This is a genomic window from Burkholderia sp. JP2-270 (assembly GCF_003233675.1).
Lineage (GTDB): Bacteria > Pseudomonadota > Gammaproteobacteria > Burkholderiales > Burkholderiaceae > Burkholderia > Burkholderia pyrrocinia_C.
Map to the genome: position 1 here is coordinate 3,243,605 of NZ_CP029825.1, position 23,830 is coordinate 3,267,434.

Consider the following 23,830-nt stretch of genomic DNA (forward strand, 5'->3'; position numbering starts at 1 on the left):
GTTGATACGTATCAACGTCCTCCGATTCCGAAACCGGATACTGGGTCGCTCATCGACCAGACAGGAGCAACGCATGATGCAAACCATGAAAGCGGCCGTGGTGCACGCATTCGGCGAACCGTTGCGCATCGAGGAAGTGCCCGTGCCGACGCCGGGCCCCGGCCAGATTCTCGTCAACATCAAGGCGACGGGCGTCTGCCACACCGACCTGCACGCGGCCGACGGCGACTGGCCCGTGAAGCCGTCGCTGCCGTTCATTCCGGGGCATGAAGGCGTGGGCATCGTCGCGGCGGTCGGCGCGGGCGTCACGCACGTGCGCGAGGGCGACCGCGTCGGCGTGCCGTGGCTCTATACGGCCTGCGGGCATTGCGAGTATTGCCATACCGGCTGGGAAACGCTGTGCCACGATCAGCAGAACACCGGCTATTCGGTGAACGGCAGCTACGCGGAATACGTGCTCGCCGACCCCGACTACGTCGGCCATCTGCCGGCACAGGTCGCGTTCGACGAGATCGCGCCGATCCTGTGCGCGGGCGTGACCGTCTACAAGGGCATTCGCGTCACCGATACGCGCCCCGGCCAGTGGCTCGCGATCTCCGGCATCGGCGGGCTCGGGCACGTGGCGGTGCAGTATGCGCGCGCGATGGGCCTGCACGTCGCGGCGATCGACATTTCGCCCGACAAGCTCGCGCTCGCGCGGCAGCTCGGCGCGCAACTGACGATCGACGCATCGGTCGACGATCCGGCGAAGGTGATCCAGAAGGAGATCGGCGGCGCGCACGGCGTGCTCGTCACCGCAGTGTCGCGCAGCGCGTTCGCGCAGGCGCTCGGGATGGTGCGGCGCGGCGGCACGGTCGCGCTCAACGGGCTGCCGCCCGGCGATTTCCCGTTGCCGATCTTCTCGACGGTGCTGAACGGCATCACCGTGCGCGGGTCGATCGTCGGCACGCGGCGCGACCTGCAGGAATCGCTCGACTTCGCGGCCGACGGCCTGGTGCGCGCGCATATCCATCGCGACCGGCTCGGCAACATCAACGACGTGTTCGCAAAGCTGCGCGAAGGCAAGGTCGACGGGCGCATCGTGCTGACCGAGATGCAGTGACGCGGGCGGCCGCCGCGCGACGGATCACGTCGCGACGGCGGCCGTGCAGCCTGGTTCACATCATTGGGCGAAGAACACGTCCGTGCGGTTCGTCAGGTTGCCCGCGCTGGTCTGGACGAAGAACGGATGGAACGACGACGACGGGCCGACGTCGAGGCCCTGGTAGTCGCCGATGAAGAAGCCTTCCGCGTTCGGCGCGAGCTTCATGTCGAACGGTCCGCCGACGCGCCGCTCGTCGCCGAACGTGGCGCCGCCGTCGTGCGAGATCTTGCGCCAGAAGCCCGTCGGCAGCGTCGTCGTGTTCCCGGCCAGCAGGTCGCGGAAGTCATAGTGGGTGACCATCACGGCGCCCGCGTTGTCGACGCGCACCGACGGATTGAAGGCAGGCCGGCCGGTCGGCGTGTTGATCTGCAGTGGCGCGCTCCATGATGCGCCGCCGTCCTTCGACGTCGATAGCGCGACCTCGTCGTACTTGCCGCCGTTGAAGCGGCTGTCCTGCCACACGACATAAAGCTGGCCCGACTCGGGATCGATCGCGGGCTCGGGAATGATGTCGCCGGTGCGCACGGGTTCGCCGGTGTTCGGGTCGGTCACGCCGACCGTCTGCAGCCCCGCGATCACCTGCGGCTGCGTCCAGGTCGCGCCGTCGTCGGTCGACTTGATGAACGCGACCTTGCCCGCGGCCTTGCTGAACGGCGGCTGGATCAGGTTGAAGAAATCGTACAGCGTGCCGCTCTTCGGATCGACGACGATCTGGTTGCCGATCGTCTGCTGGCGCGACGGCACGTGGACGATGACCTTCGCTTTGCTCCAGGTCCTGCCGCCGTCGGTCGTCTTCGAGAACAGCGTCGGCCCGCGGAACGCCTGCGTATGCAGGTTCGCGTACGGGTTGCCGTTCGGCAGTTCGAGGCGGTCCCACACTGCGTACGCGGTGCCGGCCTTCACCGGGTTCGCGGTCACCGATTCCTTGTCGTTGAAGAACTGCGTGGTCGGTTCGTTGTCCGCGATCAGCAATGCGGGGCTGCTCCAGGTCTGCCCGCCGTCGGCCGATACCGATGCCGCGACCGCGTTGCTGTTGTTCGACTGGTTGAACGAGATCGATACCGAATACGCGGTCCCGTCCGGGCCGAAGGACACCCACGGGTCGGACGCGCGCTCGTACTTGAGCCCTCCCGGCGCGCATGCGCTGAACGGCTGCGGCGTGCTCGCCCAGGTCGCGCCGCCGTCGAACGTATAACCGGCGACGAGCCCGTGCGAGCCGCCGTTCGACCAGCGGTCCTGCTGCCATACGCCGATCATGTTCGTCGGGTTTGCCGGATTGACCGAAAGCCAGGGTTCGACCTCGGCATTCACATAGACGGTGCCGGGCCCGCCTATGGTGCAGGCGGCGTATGGACTGGGGCCGGACACGAGCACGGGATCGGCGTGCGCGGCGGCACAGGCCAGCGCCATCGCGGCGGGCAGGCAGGTGAAAAGCGGGTGGGACACGATAGTGCGTCGCATTGACTGCTCCTCGTTGACGTGCGGCCGCGATGGTGCGGCGGAACGAGGCAGCGCGAGCCGATGCGCGGCGGCACAGGCCGCCGGGTCGGGGCGCCGCGGCGACGCGCACGATGCGTGCCGCCGGGACGTGTCGTTCAGGATACCGCTTCAGCCATCGCGATCCGCGTGCGCTGGATACCGCCAGCACTTCGGTCAAGACTCCTATTCGTTTTTATTGCTTGTGACGGATGTGTCGTTGATGCTGCCCGGCTGGGAGGCCGGTTCGGGCAGGCGAAGAATGCGTAGAAGTGGATTGCAATGTAGATGATCCGGATGCGGCGCGGCAGGCAATTTTTTGTAACAGAGCGTAGCCGGAAAGCGTTGCCGGAGCGGCGCGGCGCGAACGCAAAATTTGCCGTCGCGAGTGCGCGGAAATCGAATCGAGAAGGCGAATCGCAATCGCTATCGATTGCGGCTGGCGCGAGCCGGATTTGTCGAATCGATTCGCTGCCGGCAGGCGATGCGGCGTCCGCGTTGCCGCCGCTCAGCGCTCCGCCGGAAACCGGTCCTGCAGCGCGTGCAGCCAGCGCGCGACGATATCGAGTTCCGCGTCGGAAAACCCGTCGCACAGCTTGCCGTTCAGCTCGCGCAGCAGCACGCGCGCGCGCTTGAGCGCCGCGTGGCCTTCGTCGGTCAGGTACAGCCGCGTCGCGCGGCCGTCGTCCGAATCGGCGTGGCGCGCGAGCAGGCCGGCTTTCGCCATCCTGTCGGCGAGGCCGGTCATCGCGGACGGCGCGAGCTGCAGAGCGGCGCCGACTTCGCCGATCAGCGCGCCGTCCTGCTTCGCGAGACAGAACAGCACGCCGGCCTGCGCGGCGCTCGCGCGCGTATCGGTCTCGGCCTCGGCCTTGCGGTCGACCCAGCGCTGCACGCGCCGCTGGCCGATGTTCAACAGGAAAAACAGTCGTCGGTCTTCGCTCAAGCTGGGTTCCCGGCTGTAATGGAAAGGGATGGACGGCCCGCGGCGCGCGGCGTGTCGAGTGCCTGCGCGAGCCAGTCGGCCAGGTCGGGCCACAGCACGGTGCCGGGCCGGCTGCGGAAGAAGCCCATGTGCCCGACCGGGCCGCTGCCCGCCGCGTGCGGATCGATCTGGCGGCGCTCGACCGCCGCGCCGGTCAGATAGCTTACCAGCAGGTCGATCGCGGCCGGGTTCGCCCACGGATCGTCGTCGAAGCCGAGCGCGAGGATCGGCAGCCGCTGTTTCGAGAAACGATCGGCCGCGCCGAGTGTCGGATCGTCGAAGAAATAGTGCGGCAGCGTCGTCCAGCGGCTCCATTCGCGGAACACGCCGGCCGGCAGGTCCTCGCCGAGCCCGAGCCGCTTGCCGGGCACGTAGCCGAGCAGCGCGGACATCAGCGGGCCCAGCACGCGCAGGATCAGCCGCACCTTCAGGCGCTCGGCCGCCAGCGCGATCAGTCGCGTACTGCCCGCATGCGCGGCGACGAGTACCGCCGCGCGCAGGTGCGTCGTGCTCGCGGACAGCCCGATCGCATGCCCGCCGACGCTATGCCCGACCGCCAGCAGCGGCAACCCTTCATATGCTTGCCGCGCCCATGCGGTCGCGGCGCCGACGTCGAGCTCCATCCAGTCGCGCATGCGGGCCTGCAGCGCGCCCAGGCGCGCGGGCCGCGACGCGCCGATGCCGCGGTAGTTGTAGGTCAATGCCGCGAAACCGCGTTCGGTCAGGAAGCGCGCGAAGCCCGCATACAGCCGCTCCGGCACGGCCGTCGCCGGATGGATCAGCACCAGCGCGCGCGGTTCGGCGTCGGGCGTCCACAGCGTGCCGCGCAGCGGATAGCCGTCGATGGCGGAAAACTCGATCGGTCGGGAGGTCATGGCCGTCCTCGTTCCAGGTGGTTATTTCGTATGCGAAATATAGTCCTGGATTTATTTCGTGCGCGAAATATCTGTCGAGGAATCATTCGAAGACTGTGTACCGGAGGGCGGCGTCCGGCGTTGCGTGGCGCTGCTCGTTCCATAAAATATTTGCATCTTTGCATAGCAGAATATTGCGTTTGTCTCATAACCAGGATCGCCGTATCTTCACCGGTTCCATGTTGTCTGCCGGCCGTCGCGCCCGGCGGACACCGGACGCCGCCATCGCGCGGCCGCCGCCAACCATCCGGGAGATCACGTTGCTGAGCCGAATCGTCACGGCGCTCTTGCTGGCGCTTGCCGCGCAGCCGGGCATCGCGAAAGACACCGTCACGCTGCGCGTCGGTGAACAGAACTACTTCAACATCCAGGCGTCGATGGAGGCGTCCGGCGCGCTGAAGGACCTGCCTTACACGATCGAGTGGAAGCACTTCCAGGCCGCCGCGCCGGTCGCCGAGAGCCTGAACGGCAACGCGATCGACATCGGCTTCCTCGGCGATTCCGCGCTGCTCACGCTGGCCGCGCGCGGCGCGCCGGTGAAGGTCGTCGCGGTGTCGCGGCAGAGCCTCGACGGCGTCGCGATCCTCGTGCCGAAGCATTCGCCGGTGCGTACCGTGGCCGACCTGCAGGGCAAGACCGTCGCCGTGTGGCGCGGCGCTTGGAGCCAGCAGCTCGTGCTGCGCGCGCTCGAACACGCGGGCCTGCGCGCGGATTCGGTCAAGTACGCGTACCTGATGCCGATCGACGCGACCAACGCGCTCGCGAACGGCTCGGTCGATGCGGTGTCGCTGTGGGAGCCGTTCGTCAGCACGCTGGCGCTGCGGCAGGGCGCGCGGCCCATCACCACCGCGCAGGGGCTGATGCCCGCGCTGAGCTTCGTCGCCGCGAACGAGCAGGCCGCGTCGGGCAAGCGCGCGGAGATCACCGATTTCCTGAAGCGCGTCGTGGCCGCGCGCCAGTGGGTCGACAGCCATCCGCGCGAGTACGCGGACCTATGGTCGAAGCGCGCGAAGCTCGAGCCCGACGTCGCGTACCGCTGGCTCAACAATGCGAAGCAGCGCGTGGGCCCGGTCGACGACACGGCCGCAAAGGACGCGCAGAACACGGCCGATTTCCTGCACAAGGCTGGCGTGATTCCGGCCGCGTACGACACATCGAAGCTGCTCGACCGCTCGTATGCGGGCGCATTCGCGGCGCCCGCGCAAAAGACGGCCGCCGCGCAGTGACCGCGCCGTCGCATCCCCGATTCCTGATCGAGAACCAGAAGGACATCCCGACATGCCAGTCGACATCATCGGCATGATCACCGCGACGCCCGGCGCGGAGGTCGACGTACCGGGCGGCGCGGCCGTCCAGCCCGACTACGTGCGCCGCTTCGCGCAGGCGCACGAGGCCGCGGGCTTCGACCAGATTCTGGTCGGCCATTTCAGCAACGCGGCGGACGGTTTCATCGTCGCCTCGTTCGCGGCAGCCGCGACCGAACGTATTCGCATCCTGCTCGCGCACCGGCCGGGCGTGATCGTGCCGTCGGCCGCTGCGCGGCAGATCGCGACGCTCGACGTGTTCAGCGGCGGCCGGCTTGCGCTGAACGTCGTGTCGGGCGGCGACGATACGGACTTGCAACGCGACGGCGATTTCGTGCCGCACGATGCACGCTACCGCCGCACCGGCGAATATCTCGGCGTGCTGAAGCGGATCTGGCTGGCCGACGCGCCGGTCGACCACGACGGCGAGTTCTACCGGCTGCGCGGCGCATCGCCGCTCGTGAAGGGCGCGCAGCGGCCGCACGTGCCGATCTATTTCGGCGGCTCGTCGCCGGCCGCGCTCGCGGTCGCGGGCGAGCACGCGGATGTCTACATGACGTGGGGCGAGCCGCTCGCATCGGTGCGCGAGCAGATCGCGCGCGTGCATGCCGCCGCCGCGCCGTTCGGGCGCGCGCCGCGCATCAGCGTGTCGTTCCGGCCGATCGTCGCCGATACCGAGGCCGCCGCGTGGGAGAAGGCCGAGGCGATCCGCGAGCGCGTGCGCGCGGCGCGGGTCGCGAACGGCCAGCCGATCGCCGGCCACGCGCCGCAGAATGCGGGCTCGCAGCGGCTGATGGCGGCCGCCGCGCAGGGCGACGTGCTCGACGAGCGCTTGTGGATGGGTGTCGCGAACCTGACCGGCGCGCGCTGGAATTCGACTGCACTGGTCGGCACGCCCGAACAGGTTGCGCGGGCGCTCGGCGCGTACTACCGGCTCGGCGTGTCGACGTTCCTGATTCGCGGGTTCGATCCGCTCGACGATGCGCTGGGCTACGGGCGCGACCTGATTCCGGCGATTCATGCGCATGTCGCGGAACTCGACCGGTATCACGCTGCGGTGACGGCGTAGGCCGGGCTCGGCGACGAACGGTACTGTTTCGACTCGCCCCGGTATTTCCATCGTGGAATGCCGGGGCGATGTCATTTCAGGCATCGACGCATCGCCGCATCGACGCCTTCAGAACGACGGCAACCCCGGCGGATTGGTCTCCGCGCGCGCGATCGCCTCGCTCTGCAAACCCCATCGCGCGAGCGCCTGCCCATAGCGGCCGCTGCCGATCAGCGCATTCGTCGCGAGCGTCAGCGCGGGCGCGAGGCCGCTGCCGCGACGCGTCGCGATCGCGACATCGGCGTTGTTCGGCCAGCCCGCATTGACGACGCCGACGCGGCGGATCTTGCCGCTGCGCGCGGCCTCGTACGCGAGCGACGCGTTCGGGTTCAGCTCCGCATCGGCGCGGCCCGACAGCAGCGCGACGCGCGCGGTCGCATCGTCGTCGAAATAGAGCAGCTCGGTCGCCCTCAACCCCTGCGCGACGTTGCGCCGGCTCCATTCGAGCAGGATGCGCTCCTGGCTCGTGCCCGCGCCGGTGATGATCCGCAGGCCCGCGAGGTCCTTCGGCTCGGCGATCTTCGCGATCGGGCTGCCGGTGCGTACATAGAAGCCGTGCAGCCCTAGCCGGTAGGTCGTGAAATCGTATTTCTCCTTGCGCTTTTCGGTCACGCCGACGTTCGAGATCACCGCGTCGTACTTGCCGGACGTCAGCCCGAGCGGCCAGTCGGCCCATGCGATCGGCACCAGCACGAGCGTGCGGCCGAGCGCATCGGCGACGAGCTGCGCGTAATCGGGATCGGCGCCGACCACGGTGCGTGCATCGGTTGCGTAGGTCGACACAGGCGGCGCGTGCGGCGAAATCGCGACCGTGAATGCGCCGTCGTGCACCCAGCGGTAGCCGCCCGCCTCGCGGATGGCGGCGTCGTCACGCGACGCGCGAATCCTGCCGGCCTGGCGTGGGTCGAGGTCGGCGGTTGCAGCCGCCGCGTGTGCGATGCGCCACGGCAGGCTGCCGGATGCCGCAGCCAGCGCCGCGGTGATGAACTGGCGTCGGTCGATCATCGTGCGGTGCCTCGCTGGTCGAAAGCGGCGCGCATCACAGCACCCGCGACAGGAATGCGCGCGTGCGCGGATGCGACGGCGCGTCGAGCACGGCGGCCGGCGGCCCGGCTTCGACGATGCGCCCGCGCTCCATGAACAGCACGTTGTCCGCGACTTCGCGCGCGAAGCCGATCTCGTGCGTGACGATCACGAGCGTCGTGCCCGAGCGCGCGAGCTCCTTGATCACGTCGAGCACCTCGTTGACGAGCTCAGGGTCGAGCGCGGACGTCGGCTCGTCGAACAGCAACACCTTCGGACGCAACGCAAGCGCCCGTGCGATCGCGACGCGCTGCTGCTGGCCGCCGGACAATTGGCGCGGGTACGCATCGGCTTTATCCGCAAGACCGACGCGCGCGAGCAGCGTCCGTGCGGTGCGCTCGGCCGCATCGCGCGTGACGCCGGCGACGGCGACCGGCGCCTCGATCAGGTTCTCGAGCACCGTCAGGTGCGGGAACAGGTTGAAATTCTGGAACACCATCCCGACGGCCGTGCGCCGCTTCAGCACGTCGCGCTCCTTCAGCTCGTAGAGCACGTCGCCGTCGCGGCGATAGCCGATCAGTTCGCCGTCGATGTCGATGAAGCCGTCGTCGACGCGTTCGAGATGGTTGATCGTGCGCAGCAGCGTCGACTTGCCCGAGCCCGAAGGCCCGACGATCGCGGTCACGCTGCCGCGCGGCGCGACGAACGACACGTTGTCGAGCACGCGCTGCATGCCGAACTGCTTCGACACGCCATGCACGCCCACTTCGCCGCCGGCGCGCGGCACGGCGGCGGCCACGGCATCGGTATCGCCTTCGGCCTGCACGATCGACGCCGAATGGCGCGACGTGGCACGCCGCCACAGCACGCCGATGCGCGCGAGCGCGAACGTGAGCACCGACGGCGGCGGATTGCGCAGCGCGCCGCGTGCATAGTGCCGCTCGACCTGCACCTGGATCGCCGACAGTACCGTCAGGATGATCAGGTACCAGACGGTCGCGACCATCAGCAGCGGAATCACTTCGAGATTGCGGCGATAGATCACCTGCACCGTGTAGAACAGCTCCGGCATCGCGAGCACGTACACCATCGACGTGCCTTTCGCGAGCGTGATCAGGTCGTTGAACGCGGTCGGCAGGATCGCGCGCATCGCCTGCGGCAGCACAATCCGCGCGGTCTGGCGGCCGCGCGGCAGCCCGAGCGCGGCGGCCGCTTCGAGCTGGCCCTGGTCGACCGCGAGAATGCCGCCGCGGATCACCTCCGCGGAAAACGCCGCGTGGTTCAGCGTGAGGCCGAGCACGGCCGCGAGGAACGGGCTGATCAGGTCGGTCGTCGGCGCTTCGAACCACACGATGCCGGTGAACGGCACGCCGAGCCGCACATGCTCGTACAGGTAGCCGAGGTTGTTCAGGATCAGCAGCAGCACGATCAGCGGAATCGAGCGGAACAGCCACACGAAGGTCCATGCGCTCGCGGACAGCAGGCGCGAACGCGACAGCCGGGCCAGCGCGACGAATGCGCCGAGCACGAAGCCGAACACCGCGCCGAGCAGCGTCAGCACGAGCGTACGCGCAAGCCCCGACAGCACCGGCGGCGACAGGAACCATTCGGCGAACACCGGCCAGCCCCATTGCGGGTTGCCGAGGATCGAATGCAGCGCGATCGCGATCAGCACGACGGCGAGCACGGTGCCGGCCGTGCGCGACCGGTGGCGCGCGGGCACGATCCGGAACCGCGTGCCGGGCTCGCGCGCGCCGGGGAAGAGAACGGCGGCAGCGTGCCGCCGAGGTGGGTCGTGTCGCTCATGTCGTTGGAAGTCCTCAAGTCGGTCGGTCGGACGCGCCGTGCACGGTCAGCGCGGCGCGTCGGCCCGTGGCAGGGCCGCGGTGGCTCAGGCGTGCGCTTCGGCAGCCGTTTCCGGCGCAGCGTCGGGCGCCGCGTGGCGGCTCGCCTTGCGCGGCAGGCCGAGGTGGTCGCGCAGCGTCGCGCCGGGCAGGTCGCGGCTGTAGCGGCCGCGTGCCTCGAGCACCGGAATCACGAGTTCGACGAAATCGTCGACGCCTTGCGCCTGCACCGGAAAGCCGAGGATGAAGCCGTCGCCGGCGCCCGCGTCGTGCCAGCGGATCAGCTCGTCGGCGACATGCTCGGCCGTGCCGATGAAGTTCGGCCGCGGCGTCGCGACCGCGAGCGCCGTCTCGCGCAGCGACAGGCCTTTCTGCTTCGCGTCGGCCTTGATCCGGTCGGTGGTCGAGCGGAAGCTGTTGCGGCCTAGCTCGCCGAGTTCCGGGAATGGCGCGTCGAGTGCGTATTGCGTGAAATCGTGGTGATCGAAATAGCGGCCGAGATACGCAAGCGCCTCGTCGATCGTCAGCAGGTCGCGGATCGCCTGGTATTTGTCTTCGGCTTCGGCGGCCGTGCGGCCGACGATCGGCCCGACGCCGGGGAAGATTTTCACGTCGCCGGCTTGCCGCCCGTGCTCGACCGCGCTCTGCTTCACGCGTCGCGTGAACGCGGCCGTTTCGTCGAGCGACGGCGAATGCGTGAACACTGCGTCCGCGTACTTGCCCGCGAGCCCGATGCCGGTGTCGGACGAGCCGGCCTGGAAGATCACCGGCTGCCCTTGCGGCGAGCGCTGGATGTTCAGCGGGCCCGCGACCTGGAAGAAGCGGCCGTGATGATCGAGCGTATGGAGCTTGTCGCGATCGAAGAAGCGGCCGGTCGCGCGGTCGCGCACGAACGCGTCGTCGTCCCAGCTATCCCACAGGCCCTGCACGACGTCGAGGTATTCGTCGGCGATCTCGTAGCGCAGTTCGTGATCGGGATGCACCTTGCCGAAATTCTTCGCGGTGCCTTCGAGCGGCGTCGTCACGACGTTCCAGCCCGCGCGGCCGCCGCTGATCGCGTCGAGCGACGCGAGCTGGCGCGCGACCGTGAACGGCTCGCTGTACGACGTCGAGATCGTGCCGGCGAGCCCGATCTTCTTCGTCGCGACCGCGAGCGCCGACAGTACCGTCAGCGGCTCGAAGCGGTTCAGGAAATGCGGGATCGACTTCTCGTTGATGTAGAGGCCGTCGGCGACGAACGCGAACGCGATGCCGGCGGCTTCCGCCTTGCGCGCGATGCCGATCGCGAAGTCGAGGTTGATGCTCGCGTCCGGCGGGTTGCTCGGGTGCCGCCATGCGTTCATGTGGCTGCCTGCGCCTTGCAGCATCAGGCCGAAGGGAATCGATCGTCGGGTCGTCATGGGAGCGTCACGCGTTCTGGTCAGGGGAAAGGGAGCGGTCGGCCGCGAGGGCCGCTTGCCGTGGTGTTGCCGACAGCGCGCCGCCGAGCCATTCGACCGACGCGAGCCGCGCCGCGTAGTCGGTCACCGGCGAATCGATCACGAACGCATCGACGTCGAGCCGCCGGCTCAGCGCATCGAGCGCGCGGTGCACGCGCTCGGGCGTATCGGCCAGCACGGTCGGGCGCAGCTCGTCGATCCGGTAGTCGGACGCGCCGCTTTGCCGCGCGAATTCGGCGGCCGCCTGCGCGCTCGCGAGGTTGAAGCTCTGGCCGCCCGCGAACTGCAGCTTGAAGATCTTCAGCGGCCCGATCAGTTGCTCGGCCTCGTCGCGTGTCGGCGCGGCCACCGCGTACAGCGCGACGAGCGGCCGCGTGCCGCCTGCGCTGCGGTACGCGTCCAGCGAGCGCTCGAGATTCGCGTCGTCGCCGTTGAAATGCCCCGCGTAGCAGAAGCGCCAGCCGTGGCGTGCGGCGAGTGCGCCGCTGTCCGGCGAGCCGCCGAGCAGGATGCGTTCGGGCGGCTGCGGCGGCACCGGCATCGCGACCGCGCCGGCGAGCGGATGATCTTCGGCGACGCCCCAGCCGAGAAATGCGTCGAGCTCCGCGAGCTGGCCCGCGAAGTCGGGCTTGCGCGCCTTGTCGTGGAACCACTGCAGCGCGCGCGTGGTCAGCGGCAATCCGCCGGGCGCCTTGCCGATGCCGAGATCGACGCGGCCCGGCGCGAGCGCGGCCAGCAGCTTGAACGACTCGGCGACCTTGAACGGGCTGTAGTGCTGCAGCATCACGCCGCCCGAGCCGACGCGAATGCGCGACGTGTGCGCGAGCAGGTGCGCGACGACGATCTCCGGCGCCGAGCTCGCGAAGCCCGGCGTGCCGTGATGCTCGGCGACCCAGAAGCGTTCGTAGCCGAGCTGTTCGGCGCGCTGCGCGAGCGTCGTGGTGAAGCGCAGCGCGTCGATGGCGCTCGCGCCGTCGGCGATAGGACTCTTGTCCAGCAACGAAAGCGAATAAGACATGATGAGCGGCGTTCCTGCGTATGGCGTGAATGGACGGTGGGCGCGCGCGGCACTCAGCTCTTCGGCAGCCCCGGCGGATTCGTGCGCGACTGGTCGATCGCTTCGGACGTGAGGTTCCAGCGGTCGAGCACCTGCTGGTAGCGGCCGTTCTTGATCAGCGCGTTCAGCGCGACGGTCAGCGGATCGGCGAGCCCGCTGCCGCGGCGCGTCGCGATCGCGATGTCGGCGGTGCGCGGCCAGCCGCCGCTGATCGCGCCGACGAGCCGCGTCTTGCCCTGCTGCGCGCTCTGGTACGCGAGCACCGAGTTCACGCTGAACACGGCATCGGCGCGGCCCGACTGCACGGCGACGATGCGCATTGCCTGGTCGTCGTAGTACTGGATCTGCACGGGTTTCAGCCCGTGCGCGACGTTCTCGCGGTCCCACGCGAGCAGGATCTTTTCCTGGTTGGTGCCGGCGTCGGTCACGACGCGCAGCCCCGCGACGTCCTTCGGCTCGCGGATCGCCTGGATCTTGCTGTCGTTGCGCACGTAGAAGCCGACCAGATCGTGGCGGTACGACGAGAAATCGAACTTCTGCTTGCGTTCCTCGGTGACGGTCACGTTCGAGATCACCGCGTCGACTTTCCCGGATTCGAGTGCGAGCGGCCAGTCGGCCCATGCGAGCGCGACGATCTTCAGCTTGCGGCCGAGGCTGTCGGACACGAGCTGGCCGACATCGGCGTCGAAGCCGATCACCGTGCGCGCGTCGGTCGCATACGAGCTGATCGGCGGCAGGCTCGGCGCGATGCCGATCGTCAGCGTGCCGGGCTCGGCGAACTTGAACGACGCGGGCACCGCGCGCTCGACGGCCGCATCGGCCACGCCGCGCGGACGGCCGCGCTGCTCGGGGCTCAGGTCGAACGTCGCGGCGGCCGCGGCGAATGCGGTCAGGCCGATCAGCGCGGCGGCCAGCGTGCGGACGGCGCGGGAAGAAAGCGATACGGCTCGTTGCATGAAAACGTCCTGTTGTCGTGTCGTAGGGAGCGGAGTCGGGGGGAGCGGTGGGCTCAGCGCGGCAGCACCGGCTCGGGTAACGGCGCCCACAGGTCGGCGAGCGTCGACGTGCGCGACGGATCGGCGAGATCCTTGCCGAACGGCAGGTGAAAATACGCTTCAGGGTCGATCGACGAATCGAACAGCCGCGTATAGCCGGTGCGGTCGTACAGCGCCCACGCTTCGGGCTGGCGAAAACCGGTGGTCAGGTAGAGGCGGCGATAGCCCTGCTGCGCGGCGCGCAGCTCGAGCGCTTCGACGATGAGCCGCGCGAGGCCCTGGCGGCGCAGGTCCGTGCGCGTCCAGATGCGTTTGAGCTCAGCGGTCTGCGCGTCATAGCGCTTGAACGCGCCGCCGCCGATCGTTTCGCCGTCGCGCAGCAGCAGCACGAAGGCGCCTTCGGGCGGCGCGAACAGTTCGGCCGGGTAGCGCGCGAGTTCGTCGCGTGCGGACGCGCGGCTGTCGGGGCGGTACGCGTTGTAACGGGTCGAATACTCGTCGATCAGCGCGTCGATCAGAGGCTGCGCGCGGACGTCGAGCGGCGTCGTGTCGATGAGGCGGTCGGTCGTGGCCATGGGCATCGCGAAGGGCGCGCGATGCGGACGTTCCTTTCGGGGGGCGGGCACGCGGCCCGTCCCGTCTGTTCCGTTATCGCGGCGCGGTTGTCGTGATGACGGCGGCCTGAGCGCATCCTGCGATGCATGCGGCGGACCGCCGCCGTTTTGAACACGTTAGCGGCGCGGCCGGCAAAGGCGAACGAAGCAATTTCGATAAGGATTTCGCGGCAGGCGTCAGAAGGCTTGCAGCGGGAGTGGGGTGGGGGCGGAAAGCGCATGCGTTGAAGGTCGTGCTCCACATGCGCAATGCCGAATGGCGCGAGCCTATGCGGCCCGCACTTCGGCGAGCAGATCCGGATGGCGATCCAGTATCTTGAACAGTTTCACAAGGGCGAGCGGCGGGTTCGTCTTGCCGGTTTCGTAGCGGGAGAACGCGTTGACACCGCCACCGAATATCTCGGCCGCCTCGCGCTGATCCAGCATCAGCTTCTTGCGTACCTTCGCAATGTACTTCGGGTCGACGATGGTCGAGTTCACCTGTTTGTTGAACTCGGTGATCGCGTCGCCGAGACGGGTCGCCTCGTCGAGGTCGAGGACCGACTCTCCGCAGGCCGGGCAGAAATCGCCGGTGATATCGCGGACGACCGTCGATCGCCCCTTGTACGTATAGGGAATGTCTCGTGTATCGCGGACCAGCTTGGCAGCACCGCAGGCAGGGCACTTCATTTTCACCGCTCCTTGAAAGACACGATCAGCACGTCGTCGATCACTGTCAGTTTCAGGTACACGTTGCCATGGACTGTGCGACGTTGATAGACGTCTTGCCAGATCGTATGGTCGGCATGCCCTTATAGAAATCGGCGGTTGTCAGCGACATGACGACACCGACTGCCTCCCGTTCCGTAAAACCGAGTTGCCGGGCGCCGAATACCGCACTCGCGGTCAAACGCACTTTGCCGTTCTCGATGAGCGTTCCGACCCGGGACAGCCTGCAATGGGCTGAATTCTTTTCCATTTGCGATCATAACCAAAAGGGTTAATTTGTCAAGTTGGTTAATGACGCACGTGTGCCGTCCGCCATGAATGACAGACTGCACGGAAAGGAGATGAATCGGGAACTGGCCTATTGGCCAACGCTCGGCGCAGCCGACAACTCCGCCAGCTGAAACAGGCAATCGCCGCGCCGCACCTGCGCGGGCACGCGCTTGCACACCACTTCGCCGTCGCCGTTGAACCGGTGCAGCATCGGTTCGCGCAGCGGCGTATCGGGGAAATGCACCCACGCGGCCGGCTGTCCGGCCTTCACCTGGTCGCCGAGTTCGACGAGCGGCTCATACAGCCCGCGCTCGTATGCATAGACGAAGTGGCGGTCGCCGTCGACGCGCAAAAAGCGCGTGACGGCCGGCGGCGCGTCGGGCACGAGCGTGCCGCGCAGCAGGCCGATATACCCGAGGTAGTGCAGCAGCCCGTGGCGGCCGAGCCGGATCAGCGAAGGATCGGCCATGCCCGCGCCGCCCAGTTCGGTCACGATCGAGATCGCCCCCTGCCTGCGCGCGGCCGATGCCGAATGCACCGGGTTCGGCGCGTGCAGCAGCGCATTCGGCAAGCCGAACGCGACCAGCAGCCCGTTGAGCTTCGCGGCTTCATCGGCGTCGAGCGGATCGATCGCGAGCATGTTGCCGCCCTGGTACAGCAGCGAGCTGCCGCCCGAATGCAGGTCGACCAGGTACTGCGCACGCGACAGCAGCACATGCTCGATGTAGTGGGCGATCATCTGCGTCGGCGTGCCGGTCGGGTCGCCGGGAAAGCTGCGGTTCAGGTTGCCTTCGTCGAGCGGCGACACGCGCAGGCCCGCGTCCGCCGCGGGGAAGTTCGCCATCGGCAGCAGGATCAGCTGCCCGCTGACCATCTCGGGTTCGATCTCGCGCATCAGCTGCGACACGATGATCTGGCCTTCGTATTCGTCGCCGTGGTTGCCGGCCATCACGAGCGCGACCGGGCCGTCGCCGTTGCGGATCGACGCGATCGGGATCGGCAGCCAGCCGTACGCCGAGCGGTGCACGGAATGCGGCAGCCGCAGGTAGCCCGCGTGCTTGCCTTGCGCGTCGAGATCGATTTCGCAGTGGATGGGGTTTCGCTGTGAGGAAGGTGCGGTCATGGCGGCATCGTTCGATGAACGGAATCTGCCATCTTATCGGGAAACGACCGCCACGCGGCGCGCGGGGCGCGCGCAACGCCGACCGCCGTCAACCGGCATGCGCGTGGATGCGCATGGGCGAGCCGGCTTGCCGATACGCGAAATCGCGCGCGATGTTGCATCGGTGAACGAATGCAGCGCGTGACCCGGCCGCATTCGTGCGTCAAATTTCGCGCCGACCCCTTGCCGCAACAGGGCCGGCGCGCGCGGCCGGCTCAGCGACCCGATGTTTCAGCTTCGAGACGTCCTTCTTCCCACAATGCCCAGAACCGGCTGCCGGCGCGATACGGATTCGCGCGCCGCGCGCCGTAATCGGTGACGCCCTGGCGAAATGCGCCGTACAGCGTCAGCGGCGGTTTGTCGACGCACGCGGCTTCACGGGCGGGCGTGCGGCGCTCGAAAACGAGCCGCCGGATCAGGGACGCGCCGTCGATCACAGTTTGTTCGTCGATCGTTTCGGTTCGGGCGAGGACTTCGACGATGTTCATGTTGGGCTCCCTGAAATGTTCTTTCCCCATCAAGGAGCAATAAGAATGCCAACCATGAAATGTCGCCCGCTGCATCGATCGTGCGGGCTTCTGCGGCCAACGTAACGGGTAGCGAACGCCGATGTTACGGAACACGTCACGTGACACGCGAGCGAGCGACGCGCAACCACGCAACGCGTTTCGGGATTGAATCGTCGAAGGATGCGGACAGTAGCGGAAACGACGATGAACGGGCCGCGCGCGCTGTCGGATCAGCTGGCGGTGGCCGGCGCCACGCGGCGGCTGCCGTTCGAATAGAAGCGGTAGATGCCCTTGCCGGCCGACTTCGCGTCGTACAGCGCGCTGTCGGCCTGGCGGATCAGTTCGTCGGGGGAGCCGCCGTGCCCGTCGTCGAGCGCGATGCCGATGCTGATCCCGAGGCTGACGATCTTGCCGATCGACAGCGTATACGGTGCCGAGATCTGCCGGATGATGCGCGCGGCGAGGAGCGAGCACGCGTGCATCGTCGTATCGTCGACCGCGACGACGAATTCGTCGCCGCCGATGCGCGCCGCTAGCTCGCCGGGCGGCAGCGTCTTGCCGAGCCGCTCGGCGACCTGCGTCAGCACCTCGTCGCCGGCCTGGTGGCCGAAGCGGTCGTTGATCGCCTTGAAGCCGTCGAGGTCGAGATACATGACGGCGAGCGAGGGGCCCGGCACGCGCTGCCGGTGCGAGAGCATCCGCTTGAGCTGGGCATGCAGTTCGTGGCGGTTCGGCAAACCCGTCAGCGCGTCGTGCCGCGCGAGATGCCGGATGTGCTGCTCGGTCTGGCGGCGCGCGGTGACGTCCTCGACGATGACCACTGCATTGCCGTCCGGCACGCGGTGGCGCGTCAGCTCGAGCTGGCGGCCGTCGGCGAGCACGATGTCGAACGGCTCGGGTTCGTCGCGGGTCAGCCAGACGTCGCACTGCGCGGCGAGACCGGCGCCGCCGGGATCGCATGTCGCGTTCGCGCCGAGCGCCGCGACGACGTCGGCCAGCCGCGTATCGAGCATGATCTCGCGCGGCGAGCCGAACAGCTGCGCGGTGCGGCGGTTCGCGACGATCACGCGGGTCTCGCTGTCGATCATGCACAGGCCGTGCGGCATGTAGGTGAGTGCGGCGTCGAAGTGCGCGACGAGTTCGGCGTTGCGCTGGCGCGCGGCGATCAGCGCGACGAGCACGCGGTAATGGCGCTGGACGACCGTGCGCATGGCAGCGAGATAGATCGCGAGCGGCGGCAGCAGCAGCCACGCGCCCGGCCGGTCCGCCAGCAACGCGCCGAGGGCGATCGGCAGCACGCCGAGCGTGACCTGCGTCATCGCGAGCCGCGGCAGCGCCGAATTGCGCGATGCGATCCCGCCGAACACGCCGCCCGCGACCATCACCGACAGCGTGCCGAGCTCGACGTCGACGGCTTCCACGCAACCCATCACGCCGAGGCCGAGCACGAAGCAAGCGGTGAGCGACACGGGCGCATAGCGCCTCGCCCAGTATTCGGCGCGATCGTCGCCGGCGTCGCGGTGCACCGTATAGGCACGCGCGATCGCGAGCCGGGCGGCGAGCAGGCCGACGTCGACGATCAGCCATACGAGGCACCAGAGCTGCTGCAACCGGATCAGCGCGACGACCGCGACGAAGCCGCTTGCGAGCCCGGACATCGCCATCGGGCGAATATCTTCGAACAGCGTGACCAGCATCGACGGGCGCAACGCCGCCGTGACATGGTGGTTGCCGGAGGAGGGTGTGGCGAGAACGGAGTTCAGGATGGATGCCCTGACTGCCATGGTTTTTGACCTCGACACGAGTCGCGATGGCTGGCGGCGCCCGCACGGCACGTGGCGGAGGCACCGGCAAGCCCGATACGCGCGACATTACCATGAAACATGCGCGGCGCGGAGCGTCCTGGCGCATGGCAGGCCACATCGCCGGCGCCGGACACCGCGGCGGCGGCCAGTCGCAAACCACGCGTGCGAAAGCCTTGCGCATTCGACGGCGCGGAGGCGGCATCGTTGCCGACGAAACGATATCCGGCGGTCGGCCGGAGACCGGCCGCGATGCGTGGCGGGCTTGCCCGCCGGCAGGTGTCGATGCCGGCCGAAACCGGTGCGACGGGAGGCAAACGCGCGCAAATCGCGGACGGATTGCGCAGCCCGCGACCACGCGCCGCAGCCCGGCCGAGTCTCGTTATAAGAAATTCAATAAGTATTTCATGCGGGAAATACTATAGGCGATATATCTAAAAAAATGCCAGAATGCGCGCCGCTCCGAACGCCGCGACACCCGATCGCCGACCGAGCCGCATCAGGAGGTTCCCCCAATGAAAAACCACGGCCTGTCACGGCGGGGTTTTCTGAAAGCCAGCGTGCTGGCGGGCGTCGCAGTGTATGTCGCGCCCCTTGGCAGCCGCGCATTCGCGGCGCTCTTCGAAGAAAAACTCCTCACCCCCGTCAAATGGGATAGCGTCACCGGCATCCCCCAATTCCGCATCGACGGCATCGCGAAGGTCACGGGCTCGAAAGTGTTCGCCCGTGACGTCCGCGCGGCCGACATGCCGCACTGGCCGCAGCAGCAGTCGCACGCGCTGATCCTGCGCGTCACGCAGGCCGACCGCACCTACGAAGGCTTCGACCTGTCGCTGCTCGGCGACGACCTGAAACCGGACCGCGTGGTCACGGCCGACGATCTGGCGCGCGATGGCGTCGCGTTCCCGGCGTTCTACGGCGACGACATGCTGTTGCCGGCCGGCAAGACGCCCGCGTATCTCGGCCATGCGGTCGCGATCCTCATCTATCACGACTTCGCGCGCTTCCGCTTCGCGAAGAACGCGCTCAAGTTCCGCGACGACGTGATCCGCTACGGCGCGGTTACGGGCCCGCTCGAGCGTGATCCGTGGGGCACCTTCCGCTATGTGCGCGTGGGCGGCAAGACGGCCTACGACGACGACATCTATTCGAGCCTGAAGGATGCGCCGATCTTCCCGAGCATGATGCGCAAGCACCTGCCGGTATGGCCGGACGGCAAGGAGCACGGCAAGCTCGACGAGCAGGGCATGTTCCTTGCGGGGCAGATCGCCGCCGAGCTCGACTATCCGGCGGCCGACTGGCTCGTGTTCGATCGCGAGTACAACACGCAGTCGGTCGATACGGCGGCGCTCGAACCCGACAACGCGAACTGCTGGTACGACGCCGCGACGCAGTCGCTGCACCTCGTCGTGCCGACGCAGTCGCCGCTCGAAGTGGCGGAGAACGCGGCCGCGATGGTCGCGAAAACCCGCTTCCCGGTGAAGAAGCTGTTCGTGCATCCGTGCTACACGGTCGGCTACGGTTCGAAGGATCACTTCAACGTGCCGTTCTACGGGCTCGTCTGCGCGCTGTACGCGGACGGCCGCCCGGTGCGTTTCGCGAACGACCGCTACGAGCAGTTCCAGACGTCGCTGAAGCGTCACGCGTTCAGGATGCACTACCGGATCGCGGTCGACCGCAACACGGGCCTGCTGCAGTCGTTCAAGGGCGACTTCGAGGCGAACGGCGGCGGGCGCTCGAACTTCTCGCCGTCGGTGGCGATGGTCGGCGCGACGGCCGCGCAATCGATCTACTACTTCCCGAAGAGCGACCTCGCGGCGGTGGCGATCGCATCGCGCGCGATCGACGCCGGTTCCGCGCGCGGCTACGGCACGCTGCAGAGCATGGCCGCGACCGAGATGGCGGTCGACGAGATCGCCGCGCAACTGAACCTCGACCCGATCGATTTCCGGCTGCGCAACGCGCTGCGTTCGGGGATGAAGAACACGCAGGGTGCGATTCCGGCCGGCGCGCTGCGCGTCGACGAAGTGCTGGAGCGCGCGAAGCAGCATCCGCTGTGGACGCGCCGCGCCGCGCGCAAGGCGGAATTCGAGGCCGCGAACCCGGGCAAGCGCTACGGCGTCGGCTTCGCGTGCGTGCAGAAGGATTTCGGCACGGGCGCGGAAGCGTCGTTCGCGAAGGTCGAGTTCGACGAGCACGGCAAGGTGTCGCTGCAGCATACGGCTGCCGAGATCGGCACGGGGATGTCGACGTCGCAGGCCGTTGCGGTCGCGAAATGGCTCGGCCGTCCGGCGACCGACGTCCGGGTGGCCGTGACCGAGTGGCCGGACCTGCCGGTCGAGACGAGCGGCGATCCGTACATCATGTCGCAGGCCGACCAGGATCGGCTGAGCGCGAACCCGCGCTGGTCGCCGAACTATGCGTCGCCGTCGAGCGCGACGAATTCGGCGTACTACTTCACGCACAGCACGCGCGAAGCCGCGCGCGCGGTGTTCCGCTACGGGCTGTGGCCGGCCGCGATGTCGATCTGGACGCGCGGCCTCGGCGGCGGCCAGGCTGCGCCGTACACGATCCGCATCGAGGACGCGCGCTGGGTCGACGGCAAGCTGACCGCCGACGGCCTCGAGCCGCTGACGTTCGAACAGCTCGCGAAGCAGGCGCATGCGCTCGGCTTGCCGACCGGCGCCGTCGTGCACGTGTTCAACCGCTGGCAATGGACCGACGCCGAGTTCGAAGTGGGCGGCACGGTCGAGCGCCTGCCGATCGACGGGCTGTCGCTGCGCGTCGGCGCGCCGACGACGGGCGACAAGACGGGCGACGGCAGCGGCCCGGTGCCGGGCACCGTCGCGCCGGCCGGTGCGACCGCGATGCGCGGCACGCTGCCGCCGACCGCGAACGGCTACCGCGTGCTGGACCGCAAGCGCGTGTTCATCCCGCCGACGAGCCGCAACAACGCGGCCGTCACGTACTACACGGCCGTCGGCACGCTCGTCGAGCTGGCCGTGCACGAAGCGACCGGCAAGGTCGAACTGCTCATGCACCACTCGATCATGGAATGCGGCAACCAGATTTCGCCGCAACTTGTGTCGGGCCAGTTGCAGGGCGGCCTCGCGATGGGCATCGGCCATGCGCTGCATGAATACCTGCCGCTCTACGAGGACGGCCCCGGCAACGGCACGTGGAATTTCAACCGCTACCAGTTGCCGCGCGCATCCGACGTGGCCGTATGGTCGCAGACGGGCGACATCCTGCCGCCGCTGTCCGAGACCGATCCGCCGAAGGGCGTCGCCGAAGTGGTGATGATCCCCGTCGTCGGCGCGATCGTGAACGGCATCGCGCACGCGATCGGCCATCGTTTCACCGACCTGCCGGTGACCCCGCAAAAGATTCAGGAGGTGCTCGCATGACGACCGCCCAAACCGCGGCTTCGGCCGCGAGCGCCAGCGCGGCTGCGGCCGGTGCATCCGCGCCGGCAGCGGCTTCGGCCGCACCGGCATCCGCTCCGGCTGCCGTGCCGGCCGCCGTCGAGCGTCCGCTCGTCCGGTTCCAGCAGAAGCCGCTGTCGGTCAATATCAACGGCAAGTCCGTCGGCCCGATGCAGGTGCCCGAAGGGCTGATGATGATCGAGTTCCTGCACGAGTACGCGGGCCTGACCGGTTCGCGGCTCGGCTGCGGGCAGGGCATCTGCCATGCATGCGTCGTGATCGTCGACAAGCCGGACGGCACGAGCGAGGAAATGCGCACCTGCATCACCGGCGCGCACTTCTTCCACGGCCGCTCGATCCGCACGATCGAGGGCCATGCGAAGCGCAACGACGCGGGCGAAGTGGTCGAGCTGTCGCCGATCCAGCAGAAGTTCCTCGAGCACTTCAGCTTCCAGTGCGGCTACTGCACGCCGGGCTTCGTCAACGCGGCGACCGTGCTGATCGAGCGCCTGAAGCGCGAGCCGGTCGCGAAGGCCGACGTCGAACGCACGATCACCGACGCGCTCGACGCGCACATCTGCCGCTGCACGGGCTATGTCCGCTACTACGAAGCCGTGAAGGACGTGGTGCTGACGACGCCGGGACTCGTGAAGGACGCCGCATGAAACGCACATTCGCCCATCGTGTTGCGCGGGCCGCGGGCCTGCCCGCGCTCGCGGCGGCCTGCACGCTGCTGCTCGCCGCCTGCGGCGGCCATGACGCGCCGGCCTCGGACGCGGCTTCCGGCGCGCCCGGTGCCGACCCGGTCGCGCGCGGCCGTTATCTCGTCAAGGCCGCCGACTGCGCGGCGTGCCACACCGCGAAGGACGGCGCGCCGTTCGCCGGCGGCGCGAAGCTCGATTCGCCGTACGGCACGTTCTACGGCTCGAACATCACGCCCGACAAGGATCACGGGATCGGCAGCTGGAGCGCGGACGACTTCTACGCCGCGCTGCACGACGGCAAGGCGCCGGGCAAGCGGCTGTATCCGTCGATGCCGTACACGTCGTACCGGCAGCTCACGCGTGCCGATGCCGACGCGATGTACGCGTACCTGATGACGGTCAGGCCGGTCGCGCAGGAAAACCGCGCGCACGAGCTGAAGTTCCCATACAACCTGCGCTTCGGCATGGCCGTGTGGGACCTGTTCTTTCTGAAGGACAGCCTGCCGGACGCGTCGGCCGGGCAATCCGCCGACTGGCAGCGCGGTCGTTATCTCGCGGGCGCGCTCGGCCACTGCGCGGAATGCCACACGCCGCGCACGTTCACGGGCCAGCTCGACGGCGCGAAGCCGTTCGCTGGCGCCGCGCTCGGCCGCGTGGCAGCACCCGACATTACGCCGGCCGGCCTTGCCGCGCGCGGCTGGACGGGCACCGACCTGCAGGCGTTCTTCGGCGTCGGCATCGCGCCGCAAGGCTCGGCGTTCGGCGAGATGTATCCGGTCGTGCACCTGAGCACGCAGACCCTGACGAAGGACGATCTGCGCGCGCTGTCCGTGTACCTGCTCGGCGATACGCCGCCCGCGCCGCAACCGGTGAAGCCGGTGTCGGCCGACGCCGCGCAGCTCGCGGCCGGCCGCTCGGTATATCTCGCGGTGTGCGCGGGCTGTCACGGCTTCGACGGCGAAGGCAAGCCGCACGTTGCGGTGCCGATGAACGGCAACTCGACGGTGCGCCAGGGCGATCCGCGCAACCTGCTGGTCGCGATGCTCGACGGCATCGAGGAGCAGAAGTTTGCCGGCTTCGAGAACCTGCAGCCGATGCCGGGTTTCGCGCACACGCTGAGCGACGACGAACTCGCACAGCTCGCGAACTATCTGCGCGCGACGTGGGGCGGCCAGCCCGCGAGCGTCACGCCGGCCGACGTGAAGGCCATGCGCTAAGTCCAAGTCGTGCCGCAGGGCGGGGCGTCGCGCGCGATGCAGCCGGTTTCCGGTGCTCGCGCGCGATGCGTCGCCCGACTTTTTGCGGCGGTTCTTCAGTAGCCGCCACCACCTCCGCCTCCGCTGCCTC

Annotated in this window: 18 protein-coding genes and 2 pseudogenes; 6 read left to right on the forward strand and 14 right to left on the reverse strand. The window is 68.4% G+C overall.

Annotated elements, in window-relative coordinates:
- The first annotated feature begins 73 nt into the window (after positions 1–73).
- A complete protein-coding gene (gene adhP / locus DM992_RS32870; protein ID WP_111020249.1) occupies positions 74–1,102 on the forward strand; it encodes an alcohol dehydrogenase AdhP in 1,029 nt (342 codons plus the stop codon).
- A gap of 60 nt (positions 1,103–1,162) precedes the next feature.
- On the opposite strand, the gene DM992_RS32875 is transcribed toward adhP, so the two are convergent.
- The 3 genes from DM992_RS32875 to DM992_RS32890 all read right to left on the reverse strand — a co-directional run bounded on the left by DM992_RS32875 (position 1,163) and on the right by DM992_RS32890 (position 4,480).
- Positions 1,163–2,605, reverse strand: coding sequence for a sialidase family protein (locus tag DM992_RS32875; RefSeq protein ID WP_111020250.1), 1,443 nt, complete (start codon positions 2,603–2,605; stop codon positions 1,163–1,165).
- Positions 2,606–3,128: 523 nt separating this feature from the next.
- The gene (locus DM992_RS32885) at positions 3,129–3,566 is read right to left on the reverse strand and encodes a MarR family transcriptional regulator (RefSeq protein ID WP_111020252.1); all 438 of its coding nucleotides are present in this window, start codon (positions 3,564–3,566) and stop codon (positions 3,129–3,131) included.
- Positions 3,563–4,480 carry an alpha/beta hydrolase gene (locus DM992_RS32890; RefSeq protein ID WP_111020253.1) on the reverse strand — a complete coding sequence of 306 codons (918 nt, stop codon included), beginning with the start codon at positions 4,478–4,480 and terminating at the stop codon, positions 3,563–3,565. Before DM992_RS32890 ends, DM992_RS32885 begins: the two co-directional genes overlap by 4 nt.
- A 299-nt stretch (positions 4,481–4,779) precedes the next feature.
- On the opposite strand from DM992_RS32890, the gene DM992_RS32895 reads away from it, so the two are divergent.
- Entirely contained in the window at positions 4,780–5,745 is a 966-nt protein-coding gene (locus tag DM992_RS32895; protein WP_111020254.1) for an ABC transporter substrate-binding protein, read from the forward strand.
- 52 nt (positions 5,746–5,797) lie between these two features.
- Positions 5,798–6,892, forward strand: a complete 1,095-nt coding sequence (locus DM992_RS32900; protein WP_111020255.1) for an LLM class flavin-dependent oxidoreductase — start codon at positions 5,798–5,800, stop codon at positions 6,890–6,892.
- Between the two features lie 108 nt (positions 6,893–7,000).
- Here the strand turns inward: DM992_RS32900 and DM992_RS32905 are convergent, their stop codons facing one another.
- From DM992_RS32905 to DM992_RS32960, 11 genes and pseudogenes are all read right to left on the reverse strand, one after another.
- Entirely contained in the window at positions 7,001–7,936 is a 936-nt protein-coding gene (locus DM992_RS32905) for an ABC transporter substrate-binding protein (protein WP_111020256.1), read from the reverse strand.
- Positions 7,937–7,970: 34 nt separating this feature from the next.
- Positions 7,971–9,760, reverse strand: a pseudogene (locus DM992_RS43430) (amino acid ABC transporter permease/ATP-binding protein).
- A gap of 85 nt (positions 9,761–9,845) precedes the next feature.
- Positions 9,846–11,198: an LLM class flavin-dependent oxidoreductase gene (locus DM992_RS32915; RefSeq protein ID WP_111020257.1), complete on the reverse strand. Its 1,353-nt coding sequence runs from the start codon at positions 11,196–11,198 to the stop codon at positions 9,846–9,848.
- A gap of 7 nt (positions 11,199–11,205) precedes the next feature.
- Complete coding sequence (locus DM992_RS32920) at positions 11,206–12,255, reverse strand: LLM class flavin-dependent oxidoreductase (protein ID WP_111020258.1); 1,050 nt, start codon at positions 12,253–12,255, stop codon at positions 11,206–11,208.
- A 53-nt stretch (positions 12,256–12,308) separates the two neighbouring features.
- Entirely contained in the window at positions 12,309–13,250 is a 942-nt protein-coding gene (locus DM992_RS32925) for an ABC transporter substrate-binding protein (protein WP_111020259.1), read from the reverse strand.
- A 53-nt stretch (positions 13,251–13,303) separates the two neighbouring features.
- A complete protein-coding gene (locus DM992_RS32930) occupies positions 13,304–13,864 on the reverse strand; it encodes a GNAT family N-acetyltransferase (RefSeq protein ID WP_111020260.1) in 561 nt (186 codons plus the stop codon).
- A 306-nt stretch (positions 13,865–14,170) separates the two neighbouring features.
- A complete protein-coding gene (locus DM992_RS32935; RefSeq protein WP_034180145.1) occupies positions 14,171–14,572 on the reverse strand; it encodes a type II toxin-antitoxin system MqsA family antitoxin in 402 nt (133 codons plus the stop codon).
- A gap of 2 nt (positions 14,573–14,574) precedes the next feature.
- A pseudogene (locus DM992_RS32940) lies at positions 14,575–14,861 on the reverse strand (type II toxin-antitoxin system MqsR family toxin).
- 108 nt (positions 14,862–14,969) lie between these two features.
- On the reverse strand, positions 14,970–16,004 hold the full coding sequence (locus DM992_RS32945; RefSeq protein ID WP_111020261.1) for a succinylglutamate desuccinylase/aspartoacylase family protein: 1,035 nt from the start codon (positions 16,002–16,004) through the stop codon (positions 14,970–14,972).
- Between the two features lie 254 nt (positions 16,005–16,258).
- Positions 16,259–16,531, reverse strand: coding sequence for a hypothetical protein (locus tag DM992_RS32955; protein WP_111020263.1), 273 nt, complete (start codon positions 16,529–16,531; stop codon positions 16,259–16,261).
- A 251-nt stretch (positions 16,532–16,782) separates the two neighbouring features.
- Positions 16,783–18,336 carry a sensor domain-containing diguanylate cyclase gene (locus DM992_RS32960; protein WP_111020264.1) on the reverse strand — a complete coding sequence of 518 codons (1,554 nt, stop codon included), beginning with the start codon at positions 18,334–18,336 and terminating at the stop codon, positions 16,783–16,785.
- Between the two features lie 533 nt (positions 18,337–18,869).
- Between DM992_RS32960 and DM992_RS32965 the strand changes: the two genes are divergently transcribed.
- The 3 genes from DM992_RS32965 to DM992_RS32975 are packed head-to-tail and all read left to right on the forward strand — an operon-like array spanning position 18,870 to position 23,700.
- A complete protein-coding gene (locus DM992_RS32965) occupies positions 18,870–21,761 on the forward strand; it encodes a molybdopterin cofactor-binding domain-containing protein (RefSeq protein ID WP_111020265.1) in 2,892 nt (963 codons plus the stop codon).
- On the forward strand, positions 21,758–22,444 hold the full coding sequence (locus DM992_RS32970; protein WP_111020266.1) for a (2Fe-2S)-binding protein: 687 nt from the start codon (positions 21,758–21,760) through the stop codon (positions 22,442–22,444). The genes DM992_RS32965 and DM992_RS32970 overlap by 4 nt, the downstream gene beginning before the upstream one ends.
- Positions 22,441–23,700, forward strand: coding sequence for a cytochrome c (locus DM992_RS32975; RefSeq protein ID WP_111020267.1), 1,260 nt, complete (start codon positions 22,441–22,443; stop codon positions 23,698–23,700). The genes DM992_RS32970 and DM992_RS32975 overlap by 4 nt, the downstream gene beginning before the upstream one ends.
- Positions 23,701–23,830: the final 130 nt, after the last annotated feature.

Excerpts from the sequence above, each read along its gene's own strand:
- DM992_RS32920 (WP_111020258.1), bottom strand. The coding sequence starts at position 12,255 with ATGTCTTATTCGCTTTCGTTGCTGGACAAGAGTCCTATCGCCGACGGC.
- DM992_RS32965 (WP_111020265.1), top strand. The coding sequence starts at position 18,870 with ATGAAAAACCACGGCCTGTCACGGCGGGGTTTTCTGAAAGCCAGCGTG.
- DM992_RS32925 (WP_111020259.1), bottom strand. The coding sequence starts at position 13,250 with ATGCAACGAGCCGTATCGCTTTCTTCCCGCGCCGTCCGCACGCTGGCC.
- DM992_RS32970 (WP_111020266.1), top strand. The coding sequence starts at position 21,758 with ATGACGACCGCCCAAACCGCGGCTTCGGCCGCGAGCGCCAGCGCGGCT.
- adhP (WP_111020249.1), top strand. The coding sequence starts at position 74 with ATGATGCAAACCATGAAAGCGGCCGTGGTGCACGCATTCGGCGAACCG.
- DM992_RS32900 (WP_111020255.1), top strand. The coding sequence starts at position 5,798 with ATGCCAGTCGACATCATCGGCATGATCACCGCGACGCCCGGCGCGGAG.
- DM992_RS32915 (WP_111020257.1), bottom strand. The coding sequence starts at position 11,198 with ATGACGACCCGACGATCGATTCCCTTCGGCCTGATGCTGCAAGGCGCA.
- DM992_RS32905 (WP_111020256.1), bottom strand. The coding sequence starts at position 7,936 with ATGATCGACCGACGCCAGTTCATCACCGCGGCGCTGGCTGCGGCATCC.
- DM992_RS32960 (WP_111020264.1), bottom strand. The coding sequence starts at position 18,336 with ATGGCAGTCAGGGCATCCATCCTGAACTCCGTTCTCGCCACACCCTCC.
- DM992_RS32890 (WP_111020253.1), bottom strand. The coding sequence starts at position 4,480 with ATGACCTCCCGACCGATCGAGTTTTCCGCCATCGACGGCTATCCGCTG.
- DM992_RS32875 (WP_111020250.1), bottom strand. The coding sequence starts at position 2,605 with ATGCGACGCACTATCGTGTCCCACCCGCTTTTCACCTGCCTGCCCGCC.
- DM992_RS32930 (WP_111020260.1), bottom strand. The coding sequence starts at position 13,864 with ATGGCCACGACCGACCGCCTCATCGACACGACGCCGCTCGACGTCCGC.
- DM992_RS32935 (WP_034180145.1), bottom strand. The coding sequence starts at position 14,572 with ATGAAGTGCCCTGCCTGCGGTGCTGCCAAGCTGGTCCGCGATACACGA.
- DM992_RS32975 (WP_111020267.1), top strand. The coding sequence starts at position 22,441 with ATGAAACGCACATTCGCCCATCGTGTTGCGCGGGCCGCGGGCCTGCCC.
- DM992_RS32955 (WP_111020263.1), bottom strand. The coding sequence starts at position 16,531 with ATGAACATCGTCGAAGTCCTCGCCCGAACCGAAACGATCGACGAACAA.
- DM992_RS32945 (WP_111020261.1), bottom strand. The coding sequence starts at position 16,004 with ATGACCGCACCTTCCTCACAGCGAAACCCCATCCACTGCGAAATCGAT.